The sequence below is a fragment of the Ensifer sp. Root127 genome (genome assembly GCF_001425225.1).
In the GTDB taxonomy this organism is placed as follows: domain Bacteria; phylum Pseudomonadota; class Alphaproteobacteria; order Rhizobiales; family Rhizobiaceae; genus Ensifer; species Ensifer canadensis.
The window spans coordinates 116,926-130,395 of sequence record NZ_LMDX01000018.1; the positions used below are offsets into that span (position 1 = coordinate 116,926).

Consider the following 13,470-nt stretch of genomic DNA (forward strand, 5'->3'; position numbering starts at 1 on the left):
GATTATCCATTTAATCTGACGAGAAATGGTGATAAGAAATCACCAATGAAGCGATCTGACATACCTTCTCTCGATGATCTGCGCGCCTTCGAGACGGTGGCCCGTCTCGGTTCGGTGCGCGCGGCGGCTGGCGAACTCGCGCTAACGCACGGCGCGGTAAGCCGCCGTGTCACCAAGCTCGCCGTCGATCTCGACCTGCGCCTGCTCGAAGCGGACGGGCGCGGCGTGCGCCTGACGTCGGACGGCGAGAAGCTGGCGGACGCGACCGGCAAGGCGTTCGGCGTCATCACCGATGTCCTCACTGAAATCAGGACGGCATCGACGCCGGCCCCGATCATCCTGTCGTGCGAACGCTCGCTTGCGATGCGCTGGCTGATCCCGCGTCTGTCGGGGTTTCAGGACAAGTATCCGGAGCTTGAGGTGCATCTGTCGACCGGCGGCGGGGCGCTGGATTTCGCGCGGGATCGCGTGACGCTCGCGATCCGGCGTCTCGACTTCCCGGTGGACCCGGAATGGACCATCATTAAGCTGATGCCAGAGCGCGTCGGCCCGGTGATGTTGCCGTCCCTGCGGGAGCGGTTCGAGTGCGGGGACTATGTGGCGCTCGGATCACGGACGCGGACGAACGCCTGGCAGGCGTGGCTGGACGCACACCCGGATGCACCGCGACCACGAACCACGCGACTTCTCGACCACCATTTCCTGATGGCGGAAGCCGCTCTGGGCGGCCTTGGCGTTGGGCTTGCACCACAAGTGATCGCAGCGGACGACGTCGCGAACAGCCGGCTGGAAGCCCCACTCGACTTCGACCCCGACGGGACGGACTACGGCCTGATCTATCCGAAAGCGATGTCTATTTCCAACGATCTCAGAGCCTTCCTGGACTGGCTGACCGCGCAGTCGGAGATTCCACTAAACGGATTATAGGCCTCGATGCTGAGCCCTCCGAACAGACCTGCGCAAGGCTTCGTCTGATGGACGGATGATCTTCGGAACCCAGGCTGGTTTAAAAATCGAAGGAAGAGCCTGATTAGCCGCAAGTAGCGCAACCGTGGCAACCGTAATTTCCGCCTGTCGCTGGACGCGCGTAAGTGCGTGTACCAGATGTACGGGGTCGGTATTCGGAGGGTCAAGGCTATCGGTAAGAGCCCCTTGCGCCTAGATACTCTGGGACCTTTAGATCGACTCTCCCATGAATGACTCGTTACGCTTCTGTATTTGGATGAGCTCTGCCGCCGATGCTGCCCGTCCCGGCCGGCTGATGAGATAGCCTTGCACCTCATGGCAGCCGAAAGCTCTCGCCTGTTCGAGTTGATCTATGGTCTCGATACCCTCCGCAGTCGTGGTTATACCGAGCTCGGCGGCGAGCCCGGTGATCGCGCGCACGATCGAAACTGCAAGTCCTCCCGAGGATATATTTCGCATAAAGCTTTGGTCGATCTTGATCTTGTCGAATGGGAATTTTTGGAGATAGCTCAGCGAAGAGTAGCCTGTGCCGAAGTCATCCAGAGAAATCCTCACTCCCAAGTCTCGCAATCGGTGCAGCGATGCCAAATTTTCCGCGGTATCCTGAACCATCGCGCTTTCAGTAATTTCAAGCTCTAGCCTGTACGGTGGCAAACCGGCTTCTTCGAGAGCCGAGATCACATCCGTGACCACAGTTGGCTGGTTGAGTTGCAATGGCGAAAGGTTTACCGCAATTCGAAATTCGGACGGCCACTGTGCGGCCTCCTGGCAAGCGGTCTTCAGTACCCAACTGCCGATGGCGGCGATCAGTCCTGTTTCCTCAGCAAGCGGAATGAATTCCGCCGGTGACACGAAGCCCTTATCAGCACGATCCCATCGAACTAGCGCTTCGAAGCCACAGATGCAGTTGTCTTTCAGTCGCATAAGCGGCTGGTAATAGACCTCAAACTCATTATTGGAGACTGCATGCCGTAGATCGAGCTCAAGGCTGCGCCGTTCCTGTATCCGGGCGTCCATTTCTTCTTCGAAAAAACGAAATATGCCACGCCCACCGCTTTTTGCACGGTAGAGTGCAAGGTCAGCACTGTTCAGGAGATGGTTGAGATTGGTTTCGGCCGGAGCAGCAAGTGCGATACCGATACTAGCGCCGACCGGGATTTGGTAGCCGTTGATTTCGTACGGCTCCCGCAACGTTTCAATTAAGCGCTCAGCAAGTCTGCTTGCAGCGACGGGCTGGTTGCCGTCGCTTTGGAAAATCGCAAACTCGTCACCTCCCATCCTTCCTATAAACTCTCCTGGACCAAGCATCTTACTGAGACGCTTCCCCACCTCAATGAGTAACCGGTCGCCGACAGGATGTCCCTTTGTATCATTGACTACCTTGAAATGATCAAGGTCGAAGCACAGGACGGCATGTTCGGAATGGGGGTCCGCCAATCTCTCCTCTGCCTGCTCTATAAATGCATTGCGGTTAAACAAACCGGTTAGAACATCGTGACGTGCCAGATGACGCACCCTTGCTTCTGCGAGGTTGCGCTGCCTTGTCTGCTCGTGGAGAAAGCACACGGCTCTTGCGACGGTGCCCAGTTCATCGCGGCGGTCGAGATGAGGAACATCACATGGACCGTCATTCAACGCCACTTGATTGATGTAGCGGGACAGGTCTCGTAGCGGTTTTAGCAAGCGCATCCCAAGGACCGCAGAAATAGACAGCAGCAGCAGGCCGCCAAAGATAATTCCGAACGTCAACTTCCAGGCCAGGTTTCTGGCACCCTCGGAAATCGTTCCTATCGGTGACGCGACCTCGATGATTCCTCCGACATCACCCACCTTCCAATCTCTCTTTGGTGAAAGCGGATCTCCATTGTGGCAGGCGACGCAAGGGGCCCCCATTCTGTCGGCAACAGCTACGCGCAGCAGTTCACCGCCACTCGCCGAGGCATCACGTTCAACGAACCGCCCGCCGGGATCTCTTTCGAGGTATGCCCAGGCTTTCAACTGGAACTGGTCAAGCGAAGGTGCAGCTCGCGCTGGCCAAGGGTACGGGCTAACAATGTCGAAGCGCATGGTAGGCCCATCGAACGCCCGTGCTACTTTCAGCAGAAAGGTGGTCGGTTCCGGAATTGAGCCCGCGTGTTGGTGGAAGGAGGGCGATGCGACCACTCCATTCCCTTTGATGTTCGAGATCACGCTCTCCGAATAGACCTCACGCAATATCTTGAATTTTTCCGCGGCAGACGCGTTTTTATCGACAGCATGATTCAGAGCATCGTCGATGATCGCTGAGGGAGCGTACAATGCTACGCCGATGACGAGGGCCGAAACAGCGATGAATGTTGGTATGAGGAGCCTCCACAGCAGCGAATGGAGGGCGAGCCTAAATGGTGCGTGTCCACCAGAAGGCACACCAAAAGTCTGATCGATGTTGGTACCGGTCATTAATGACAAACTCTCGCAGTGGAGCAACGGCAAGCAACTCGCAGCGGCCTGCAGCCACGTTTAACAGCGGCGACAGCCGCAGTTCATGGATCGAAACAAAAAACGTTGAGTATTCCACCAAGCACTGAGGACGGCTCGCAACCTGGCGCCAACGTTGCGATACCGTTGAGCTTCTTATCTCGATGAAAAGACATGAAGAACCAAGTGCATTGCAGGTCGTTGAGGCAATAAATAGGGTTGAAAAGTTAACGACCTTTTACCCCATTGGAGTCGAGCAAGGCTTCGCAAACCCGATGCCGGAATGCGATCGTTGGTTGATGTACCAAATGATGATTGGCCCTTGGCGCAGGCGATTGAGCGATGTCCAGGTTTAAGAGCATCATGGATCCAGGCGAGAATCCGGGCGCGGCATCCACTTTGTCTATCCCTCGTGATCCATTCCACGCGCCAACCCTGTTCGGCTTGGGAATTTGAGCCGGAGCTTCTGTGCTTCGAACGGCGGGGAGTCTAACCTGCCGGAATTTAGCACTCGGTCAAGGCGCACGGCGACACCTGTGCCCGCGAGACAGCGGTGTGCCTCGAACAAGGAGCATCCCGCACCAGCCTCGAAACGGCGCTGGTGCGGGATGCAATTCACCTTATCAAAGGACGGAGCCGAGAAACTGGGCAGTTTCGACCCTCTGAGGATTTCCGATTACCTGGTCTGGCGTGCCCATCTCGTGAATGACGCCCTGGTGAAAAAACGCCACCCGATCTGACACTTCGCGTGCGAATTTGATCTCGTGCGTAACAAGGATCATGGTCATACCTTCCTCGGCAAGGAGCCTCATCGTGTCGAGCACTTCGCCGACGAGCTGAGGATCAAGCGCGGAGGTCGCCTCGTCAAAGAGCATGTAGTCGGGTGACATCGCCAGCGCACGAGCAATCGCCATTCGCTGTTGCTGCCCCCCGGACAATCTGCTCGGATACGCGCTGTGCTTGTCTTCCAAACCAACATGCTTCAGTTGGGTCACAGCGATCGCTTTGGCCTCGGCCTTAGATAACTTAAGAACACGCCTTGGGGCCAACATTACATTCTCAAGTACCGTCAGATGGGGGAACGCGTTCCATTGCTGGAAGACGATCCCGATACGGCGGCGCAACTTATCAAGGTTTGTTTCGGCCGACTGAACAGGTATTCCGTCGACACGGATGCTCCCCCGCTGAATCTTTTCCAGCCCGTTGATACACATGAGGAGCGTCGACTTCCCAGAGCCAGATCCGCCAATGATGGACACTACCTCCCCTTTGTTGACGTTCATCGTGACGCCTTTTACCACCGCGAGGTCTGCAAAGGACTTATGGACGTTTTCGATCTCAATCATTTTGTAACCTTCTCTCTGCTCGATTTCCGACCTGCGAAACGACCCAGCTCACAACATAGTAAAAGAGGCCAGCCACGAAGAAGACCAGAAGAGGCTCGTTGATCCGGGTGTTGATTTGTTGCGCGGTCCTGAGGAGTTCAATGATGCCGATCCAGGTAACCAGCGCAGAATCCTTCATTAGTCCGAGTGCGATATTGAGCCACCCGGGAAAGGCTACCCGCGCAGCAAGAGGAAACGTGATATAGAGAGTTTCCTGAAACGCTGTCATGCCGAGCGATCGCCCCGCCAGCCGAACGCTTTTCGGCACCGCAAGCACGCCCCCCCTCACCACTTCTGTGCACAATGCTGCGGCGTATATACCGAGAACCACGTAGCCGACGGTAAAGGTGCTAATCTTCAACCCAACAATGCTTTTGGCTGAGTTGAGAAGGACGAACTGAATAAGAAGAGGCACGCTACGGAATACATCCAGCACAAACGCCAGCGGCAGCGTCGCCCATGGAAAGCTTGCTCTTGAGAACCCAAACAACGTTCCTAGAACGGTGCCGATCAACATCGCAAGGCCAGTGAGCTGGATCGTGACCCAAGCGCCCTGCGAGAGGAAGATCAAGTCATTTAATGTCAAATCTGTTGAGAACATCGCCGCCTCCTAGTACCTAAAGAGCTTCCATCCCGCGATGCGGGCGACACCAAAGGTCAGTTTTGCAAGGATGTAGTAGATCAACGCAGCAACTGCGAAATACTCGAATGTTCGGAAACTCAAATCAGTCAGCGACTTGGTTACGCCCATCAAATCGTTATTGAGGCCAACCACAACGCCCAAAGATGTCATCAAAAGTGCCCAGATCATTTGATTGGTGATTGGATAAAACACGATCCGGAGCAACTGTGGTATCACGATGAGGGTGTAGGCTTGATAGGCTGTCATGCCCAGAGAGCGAGCGGCTCGGGTTTGATTATCCGGCACGGCGTTCAAGCCCCCGCGGAAATTCTCCGTCAGATAACCGGCGTTATTGAATGTCACCCCGGCAAGCAGCGCGGCCCACGAACTAACATTAATCCCGCACGCACCAAGCCCGAAATAGAGGAAGTAAATCTGCAGTAGCGAAGGGGTGTTGCGCGCAATAGACACCCATGTACCTGCGATGGCTTTGAGCGGGCGTGATTGAGAGCGCCGCATGGCCAGCAATGTCAGAGCAATCACTATGCCGACGGCCATAGACAAGAGCGCCGTGTAAAAGCTAACCCAGGCGCCGTCCAGCATGGTCGGAAGGTGATTGTATACCTGTCGCCACTGGAACCTGTATTTGAAGTCAAACATAGCTATTCTCCACCGCTGTCAGCGCGATGACACTGCGGTTAAATTCCCATTGGTTTCAGCCAGGGCTCCGCCACACCTCGTTTTCGATCGTGCGCGCGATGTTCATCGCCAAACATCGGGGCCCTTACTACAACGCCATGTTACAGTTACGCACCGGAGTGCACGGACCGGCTGGATCTAGGTCGACATACCCATAGTGCGAATGTCGACCTAGAACGCGGTCAGATCACCGGTAAACGTTATCAATCGTCAGCTGCGGCGGCTCACCGTCGAAGTATTTTTCATACAACTCGGCGTATCGCCCGGTACGAACCTGGTGGTTCACAAACAGGTTCAGATAGTTGAGGAAGCCGTATTCCTCACGGGCGGCACCCAGGGCAACGTAGTCGATTGGGTAAGGAACCTTGGGACCCATCGCGAGGTTCGGGTAGTTGCCACTTGCGAGGGTTGCTGCCACCACCGTGGAGGTATCGATGGAGCCATCAATATGGCCTTGGTCCACCGCCTGGATGGTGTCGTTTTGTGTTTGATACCCGCGGAAGGCACCGGAACCCCATGCATTAACGTCCTTCTCCGCTTGGACCGCCTGGAAAGTGCCACTGATGGCGCCCAGATTCTTACCTTTCATATCCTCCCACGTCTTGATGCCCGAATCTTTCTTCGTGAGGAGTACCATTTCAAAGGCGAAGTAGGGCACGGAAAACCCGATCGTCTTGGCGCGTTCCAAGGTATCGGAAGTGCCGCCGACAATGACGTCAGCCCGGTCCGACATCAACGCTGGAACACGGTCCGGAAAAGGCGTTTCAACGATTTCTGCTGTCACTCCAAGGGATTTTGCGAGATCATTGCAGTAATCAACGTCGAATCCGATCGGGTTGTTGTCCGCATCTCTCGATCCCATAGGCGGGAAGTCGAGCACGACCGCGCACCGCAACGTCCCGCTGCTGATGATATCGTCGAGTTTATCGGCACTGGCCGGATTTGCTCCCAAGGCGATCAACGCCATACTAGTCGAAACGAGAAATTTCATTGACATCAGTTTTTCCTCCACTGTTGCTGTACCACCATATGCGCAGGCAGCGTCTACTCTGCGCGACATGATCTCCGTGTATGTGTGGCCTGGAGTTTCCAAGCCACCATTAAACCCGTTGCTTAGTTCGCTACGCTTGAAGCAAGGTGTTGATAGGTAGGAACAAGTGCTTCGTATGCTGCCGTGTACGCCGCGTACCGGTCCTCATAAAGAGCTTTATGCTCGGGATTGGGTTCATAGAGTTGCTTCTCGACAACCAAATGCTCCGTCGCCTCAGATACGTCGCTCCAGGCCCCGATACCAATGCCCCCGAGGATCGCTGCTCCAAGAGCGCCCGCATCGCTGTGTTTCATGGTCACGACGGGCCGGCCCAAAACGTCGGCCTCGATCTGCTTCCAGATCGGACTCCGTGCGCCGCCTCCCAACGCCCGCACTTTCTCGATTTTGGGTCCCAGCGGCTCGATTGCATCAACGTTTCGCCGTACGATAAAGGCTACGGATTCGAAGATCGCTCGAAGTACGTGGCCCCGGCCGTGCTGCAGTGTCAAACCAATTAGTGCACCACTCGCAGAACTATTATTTTCAGGGGCCATGGCGCCTTGTAGATGCGGCAACAGCAGCAGACCGTCGGCGCCTGGCTTAACCGTAGCCGCCAACTCGCCCAGTAGGGCGTAGGAGTCCCCGCCCGATTGTGCCGCTGACTGGAGTTGTGGCTCGCAAAACTGATCGCGGAACCAGCGGAGAACAATTCCGCCGCTTGTAAATGTATGCATCATGTAGGTGTTCGGGACACCGTGATAGTGACAGGGGATGGCACGATTGGGATCAAAAGTCATCTTCGGCACGGTCGCGCAAAGAGCAACCGCTGCTCCGGTATTTTCACTGAACTGCCCAGCGGTGACATTCCCTGCACCGATTGCCCCGCATGCTTGGTCAAGGGCACCCGCGCAGATCTTCACCGTCGTAGGCAGGCCCAGATCTTCCGCGGCAGCCCGGCGGATGGTGCCCACCAGGCTCCCCGGCTCGACCACCGTCGGCAACTGTTCCTTGCCTACATTGATCGCGTCCAGCATCTCCGGCCACCACTCCTTGGTGGATGGGTTCCAGTAGCAGGTGGAGGTAACCAGTGACCCTTCGCTGATGTACTCTCCCGTCAGCTTCCAAATGAGCCAGTCTTCGATCAGTAGAAACTTGTGCGTTCTCTCCCTCACCTCTGGCTCATGACGAGTGAGCCAGAGGAGTTTGGCGGCGGGCCAGGTTGCCAGCATTGTGGGCTGCCCGGTTTGCACGTAGATATCGTCGCCAAACCGGCCTTGCAGGAAGCGCGCTTCATCTTCCGCCCGGTTGTCAAGCCAGACGATTGCATTCCTGATGGCGGTGCCGTCCTCGTCGACGGGCACAAGGGTCTCTCCCTGGGCCGATATCCCCACACTGACAACATCGCGTGCATTCACTTGGGGATCGCGCCAAAGTGTCTCTAGTGCCTTCCGCAGTGCGGTCCAATATGTCTCTACATTGATTTCAACCCATTTCTGCCGCGGGGTCAAAAGTGAGTATTCGACGCTCGTTTCCGCCGCGAGATTGCCAGCGAAATCGAAAAGTGCACATTTCAGCGCGGTACTGCCCAGATCTATACCGAGGAGAAGTTGGTTGGCCTGATCAGCCATTATCCGATCCTCCAACGGGGCGTTCGCCTGGCGCTCCGGCCCATACGATCGTTACGGTCTCGGATCCCACGTTGTGGATAGTGTGAGGGAGTGCAGGAGGAATGACCAATGAGTCTCCCGCAAATAGCTCGTAGCAGCGCTTCCCGTCGTTAATGACGGCGTGGCCAGTTGCACAGTAGAACACCTCCCAGGAATTTGGGTGGCCTGTATCCAAACCACCTATCTGACCTGGCGCGAGCGTAGATGAGCCAAACCACATCGTATCCGTTCGCAAGTAATCGCGGCAGAGCTCCGGGCCGTCGGTGAAGACACGCGCGTCTTTGGAACGTACTATTGTCGCCTGATCCGTTCTCATTTTCTCCTCCATCCGCCGAGACCGTTAAATGGCTGTCGCACGCGTTTCCGCGGCTTGGGCTGCTGCGGCCAGAATTGTGTTGATCTGCACGGTGAGAGCGGGATCGTTATTGAAGACACCGTCCAAAGCTGCCTTTCCGACGGTAAAGCCCCATGCGCCAGCGTCGGCAACATCCGCGATGCGTGTCGTGGTGTCTATGGAGCCGGCGCAGATGACTGGCTTGCTTACCTTGGCTGCAACTTCACGCAGCAGCTTCAGTCCGTCGATTTCCTGGTGGCGGAACGCAAGCAGATTGATGCCGTCAACCGCTTCCCCCATGGCTTCAGCCTCACGCACCATGCGATCGGCGTTGCCGCCAAGGCGCGCGGGGTGCCCGATGATTTCGCCGACGTAGGGGAAATATCGGATATTCGCTCCTGCAATCATGTCGCTGACCTGGCGCCATTGCGTGCCGCCGATCAGGTAGTCTACTCCCAGGTCAAGACCGGCGCGTGCTGAACGCAACTCATCTTCTTCGGTAAGGGAAACGACCTCCAGATGCACAGACCGGCCCGCTTGTTGGATCGCCTTGGTGAGCGCCAGCATCTGTTCAAAGGGGAGACCTACATCCTTGAATCCGATATGCCGCGCATCAGTTAGCAGCACCTGCTCAAGAAGCTCCCTAGCGTCCGGTACTGTAACGTCATTGCGGGTAAGCATGAGGATGAACTCGGCCATCGTCTTTCCTTCAGTTTTTGGCGCTAGCGCCCTTGGGTATCTATGACAAACAGGCACCGTCGGAGAACTCACTGTCTCAGCCGGTACTGCTCCGCGTTAATTTCCGTCGGACGTCCCTTGATTAAATCGAGCAAAAGCCGGGCAGAGCCGCTAGCCTGGGTCCATCCGAGGTGTCCGTGTCCGGTGTTGAGATACAATCCAGCGATTGGGGTAGCGCCGATCGCTGGAACATCGGCGGGCATCATCGGCCGGTATCCGATCTCATACCGTGCCCGCGCCCAGTCGCACGTTTCGGGAAACAGTCGCTCGATCGTCGTGCGAATAGCCGAATAGTCGTCGCTCGTCGGCGTTCGCGACTCTGCCCCGATCTCGGCGGTCGAAGTGACGCGCAACAGGTCTCCCATGCGCGAGTAGGCGACATGAGAGCGATCGTCGACGCCCCCGATCCGCGGCACTCTGTGCGAAGCCAGGATTGGTACCGTTACCGAATATCCACGGGCAGGAACGATCGGTAAGTGGAACAGCCTATTGGTTAGCTTTGGAGAAGCATGTCCTGCCGCGAGCACTACCAGATCAGCATCAAGCCTTCCCCGCTGCGTAATGGCGCCTTTGATGGTCCTCCCTCGCACGTCGAGCTTTACGACCGGGTTGTCGAGTGAGAAAGCCACACCTCGCTCTTCGATGTACTTCGCCAGTTGCCGTGTGAAGGAACCGCAGTCCGCACTTCCGCAGGATGACGAATAGATGGCCCCAGCAATTTTGCCCGCCGCATGCGAGTACCCAGCGTCAAGTGCGACTAACTCGTGTGGCTTCAGTTGCTGATAGGTTTCGCCTAAGTCTTCGAGTACAGTATGCGCTCTGCGCCCTGCCGCGAGGGCCTCAAGATTGTCAAATAGAAACACCATTCCTGACTGTTTGTGGTGGACATCAATCGGAAGGTCGCGAAGCGTTTTTCTGAGTTCAGCGTAGCTGTATCGGCTGAGAGCTAGTGATGCAGCACTGTGCCGACGCCACTGCTCTGGCCGGCACGCTGACAAGAACCTCGCGCCCCATCCAGCAAGTCTCGGCAGCGCAGCGGGATGGATACGCAACGGTCCTTTTCGAGGGAATGCGATCGCGTGGGCGATCTGCTTGGGCGCGCCTGGATTGGGCCAGATCGTTGAGTCACCCGGCACGAGGAGACCGGCATTGACGTTGCTGGCACCAGCACCCGGTGCAGACGCAGAGTCCACAACGGTGACGTCGTATCCTTCCGAGTGCAGGCAGAATGCGGTGGTTACCCCCACGACACCCGCCCCAATGACCAAGGCGCGCACAGCGATTACTCCATCCGTTTCATTACTTGAGCAAACCGCAGACCCGCAGGAGATCTTCGATTTTCTTGAGCGTTTCCGGGCTTTCGATCGGCATGAGGGGCGCTCGCACATGGCCGCCGGGCTGATCGAGCATGCGCATGGCTGCCTTCAACTGAGAGCTCGGCGAACCGAAATGACCATTGAAGCCCGCATTGACCAAACCGCTCGTCAGACGCCACCATTTGTCGGCGTAACTACGAGCATCGTCCCAGCGTCCCTCTTTGAAAGCTTTGAAGAAGGGGACAGCAAAAGGAGCGCCCATGCCGCCGCCGTCGATATAGCCATCGCCACCGAGTTCGCGCATGACCGCTATACCGCGGCGATTGATCAGGCTAGCGAAGATGACAACCTTATCGGCCAGCGCCTCGATGTAATCGACAACTACAGGCCAGTTCCCAGTGCTGTTCTTTATCGCGACGACCTTATCAAGGTCAGCGATCTTCTTTGCGGTCTCGAGCTCAATCTCGACGGCAGTGCCCCGGGGCCAGTTGTAGACCATCAGCGGCAAATCGATGCCAGCATCGATCTCACGGTAGAAATTGAGAATCTCGGCTTGAGTTGGGTGCGCGTACGGCGGAGGGGTAGACATTACACCGTCCGCGCCGCAATCTCGCGCTGCCTGGGCGTGCTCAATCACCTCCTTAGCGGTGAAGGCCGTGCAACCGATAACCACAGGGATCCGGCCAGCCACGGCTTCGCACGCCACCCTGGCGACCTCGCGGCGCTCTTCGGGGGACTGCGACCACCACTCACCCGAACTGCCGTTGATCAGCACACCGCCGACGCCCGCGTCGACATAGTGATTCATCAAGTCACGCATGAGCGCCGGATCAAAAGATCCATCGGCAGCAAAAGTTGTCGGTGCAGCGGGCCAATAACCTGACCAGCTTACGCTCGTTCTATCCATTTCTGACTCCAATTTTCTTACAAGTTTGATGGTCGCATCGAGCAACCGCCTACACTCCGGCTACATCACAAACCCGGAAGTGAACGGATCGCTCGGATCGAGCATGTAGTTTGCAGTGCCAGTTACCCAGGCTCTGCCAGTAACTTCGGGTACGATTGCGGTATGGCCGGCAATTTCCTCGACCCGAAGAATTCGTCCCGTGAATTGGGAACCGATAATCGATTGGTTCAAGAACGGTTCGCCGACACCTAGAAGACCGCGGGCGTAAAGACTGACCATACGGGCGGATGTACCAGTGCCGCATGGTGAACGGTCGAAGTAGCCAGGCAAGGTGAAAACGGCATTACGTGCGATTGCCGGCGGCGCCTCCCACGGCACAACGAACTGAACATGATGTAGACGCCGGATCGATTGGTTCTGGGGATGAACCGGCGGGTTGGTTTCATTTATCGCCGACGAGATTTGGCGCCCCGCCTCCATCAACTGTTCCTTGAAACTCAAGCTAACGTCTAGGCCGATCGAATGCGCATCAACAACGGGGTAGAAGTTCCCGCCGTACACCATGTCGTAGGAGACCTCACCAAAGCTTTTTGTGGTGACCGTCTGGTTCTGCCCCAGCAACAATGCCGGAACATTCTCGAGGGTAACGGAAGTTGCCTTGCCGTCGCTGACCGCTACACGCGCAATAACCAATCCGGCCGGCGTATCGAGGCGAATCGTTGTCACAGGCTCGACGCAGGGAACCATTCCGGTCTCAACGAGGACTGTCGCGACACCCATGGTTCCATGCCCGCACATAGGGAGGAAGCCAGTGGCCTCGATGTATAGCACTCCCCAATCGGCATCGGGCCGTGTCGGGGGCTGCAAAACTGCCCCGGACATCGCGGAATGCCCCCGCGGCTCATTCATCAGGAGTCCACGCAGCCACTCAAGGTTCTCTTTGGCCCAATCGCGACGATCCGACATCGTTGCTCCGGGGATGGGCGCCACGCCGCCAGTGACGACACGCGTTGGCATTCCCTCCGTGTGAGAATCGATAGCAGAAATGTTGATGATGCTTCTCATAACCCCACCTGTGCAATGTTACATGTTACCTATACGCCGCCGTTTGATACTGTCAAGGCGCTTTAGCGGTCAGATCGCGTGTTTTTCTTGTCAAACACAAGCATGTGATATTGCATAAAACTAGGGGTTGGCATGGACCAGTCACTTCATATGCAACCACCACCGCTAGGTGTTATTCGAGAGGGCCGGCCGGGGGGGGGCGCTGGTAGTAGCTTAAAATTCCCCACCCACACGAACGATCTTCCAGATCTGACCGCCGCGGCGAAACACCAGCTCTCTCCAAC

11 protein-coding genes are annotated in these 13,470 nt (G+C 56.7%); 1 reads left to right on the forward strand and 10 read right to left on the reverse strand.

The window, feature by feature from the left end:
• The first annotated feature begins 45 nt into the window (after positions 1-45).
• Complete coding sequence (locus ASD03_RS20170; RefSeq protein WP_057215635.1) at positions 46-927, forward strand: LysR substrate-binding domain-containing protein; 882 nt, start codon at positions 46-48, stop codon at positions 925-927.
• Positions 928-1,176: 249 nt separating this feature from the next.
• Here ASD03_RS20170 and ASD03_RS20175 read toward each other — a convergent pair whose 3' ends face one another.
• The 10 genes from ASD03_RS20175 to ASD03_RS20225 form a co-directional block, all read right to left on the reverse strand.
• Positions 1,177-3,405, reverse strand: a complete 2,229-nt coding sequence (locus ASD03_RS20175) for an EAL domain-containing protein (protein ID WP_057215637.1) — start codon at positions 3,403-3,405, stop codon at positions 1,177-1,179.
• Positions 3,406-4,046: 641 nt separating this feature from the next.
• Positions 4,047-4,769, reverse strand: coding sequence for an amino acid ABC transporter ATP-binding protein (locus ASD03_RS20180; protein ID WP_057215641.1), 723 nt, complete (start codon positions 4,767-4,769; stop codon positions 4,047-4,049).
• Entirely contained in the window at positions 4,762-5,409 is a 648-nt protein-coding gene (locus ASD03_RS20185; RefSeq protein ID WP_057215644.1) for an amino acid ABC transporter permease, read from the reverse strand. Before ASD03_RS20185 ends, ASD03_RS20180 begins: the two co-directional genes overlap by 8 nt.
• Positions 5,410-5,418: 9 nt before the next feature.
• The gene (locus ASD03_RS20190; RefSeq protein WP_057215646.1) at positions 5,419-6,090 is read right to left on the reverse strand and encodes an amino acid ABC transporter permease; all 672 of its coding nucleotides are present in this window, start codon (positions 6,088-6,090) and stop codon (positions 5,419-5,421) included.
• 226 nt (positions 6,091-6,316) lie between these two features.
• The gene (locus ASD03_RS20195) at positions 6,317-7,120 is read right to left on the reverse strand and encodes a transporter substrate-binding domain-containing protein (protein ID WP_156408027.1); all 804 of its coding nucleotides are present in this window, start codon (positions 7,118-7,120) and stop codon (positions 6,317-6,319) included.
• Positions 7,121-7,242: 122 nt separating this feature from the next.
• A complete protein-coding gene (locus tag ASD03_RS20200) occupies positions 7,243-8,787 on the reverse strand; it encodes an FGGY family carbohydrate kinase (RefSeq protein ID WP_057215652.1) in 1,545 nt (514 codons plus the stop codon).
• Positions 8,788-9,166: 379 nt separating this feature from the next.
• Positions 9,167-9,859: a hypothetical protein gene (locus tag ASD03_RS20210; protein ID WP_057215655.1), complete on the reverse strand. Its 693-nt coding sequence runs from the start codon at positions 9,857-9,859 to the stop codon at positions 9,167-9,169.
• Between the two features lie 68 nt (positions 9,860-9,927).
• Positions 9,928-11,286, reverse strand: coding sequence for an FAD-dependent oxidoreductase (locus ASD03_RS37970; RefSeq protein WP_082557358.1), 1,359 nt, complete (start codon positions 11,284-11,286; stop codon positions 9,928-9,930).
• The gene (locus tag ASD03_RS20220; protein WP_057215661.1) at positions 11,198-12,121 is read right to left on the reverse strand and encodes a dihydrodipicolinate synthase family protein; all 924 of its coding nucleotides are present in this window, start codon (positions 12,119-12,121) and stop codon (positions 11,198-11,200) included. The genes ASD03_RS37970 and ASD03_RS20220 overlap by 89 nt, the downstream gene beginning before the upstream one ends.
• Before the next feature lie 60 nt (positions 12,122-12,181).
• A complete protein-coding gene (locus tag ASD03_RS20225; RefSeq protein ID WP_057215664.1) occupies positions 12,182-13,186 on the reverse strand; it encodes a proline racemase family protein in 1,005 nt (334 codons plus the stop codon).
• Positions 13,187-13,470 lie beyond the last annotated feature (284 nt).

Bases quoted from the DNA above. Each gene is read 5' to 3' on its own strand.
- ASD03_RS20170 (WP_057215635.1), top strand. From the start codon at position 46: ATGAAGCGATCTGACATACCTTCTCTCGATGATCTGCGCGCCTTCGAG.
- ASD03_RS20175 (WP_057215637.1), bottom strand. From the start codon at position 3,405: ATGACCGGTACCAACATCGATCAGACTTTTGGTGTGCCTTCTGGTGGA.
- ASD03_RS20180 (WP_057215641.1), bottom strand. From the start codon at position 4,769: ATGATTGAGATCGAAAACGTCCATAAGTCCTTTGCAGACCTCGCGGTG.
- ASD03_RS20185 (WP_057215644.1), bottom strand. From the start codon at position 5,409: ATGTTCTCAACAGATTTGACATTAAATGACTTGATCTTCCTCTCGCAG.
- ASD03_RS20190 (WP_057215646.1), bottom strand. From the start codon at position 6,090: ATGTTTGACTTCAAATACAGGTTCCAGTGGCGACAGGTATACAATCAC.
- ASD03_RS20195 (WP_156408027.1), bottom strand. From the start codon at position 7,120: ATGAAATTTCTCGTTTCGACTAGTATGGCGTTGATCGCCTTGGGAGCA.
- ASD03_RS20200 (WP_057215652.1), bottom strand. From the start codon at position 8,787: ATGGCTGATCAGGCCAACCAACTTCTCCTCGGTATAGATCTGGGCAGT.
- ASD03_RS20210 (WP_057215655.1), bottom strand. From the start codon at position 9,859: ATGGCCGAGTTCATCCTCATGCTTACCCGCAATGACGTTACAGTACCG.
- ASD03_RS37970 (WP_082557358.1), bottom strand. From the start codon at position 11,286: ATGTGCGAGCGCCCCTCATGCCGATCGAAAGCCCGGAAACGCTCAAGA.
- ASD03_RS20220 (WP_057215661.1), bottom strand. From the start codon at position 12,121: ATGGATAGAACGAGCGTAAGCTGGTCAGGTTATTGGCCCGCTGCACCG.
- ASD03_RS20225 (WP_057215664.1), bottom strand. From the start codon at position 13,186: ATGAGAAGCATCATCAACATTTCTGCTATCGATTCTCACACGGAGGGA.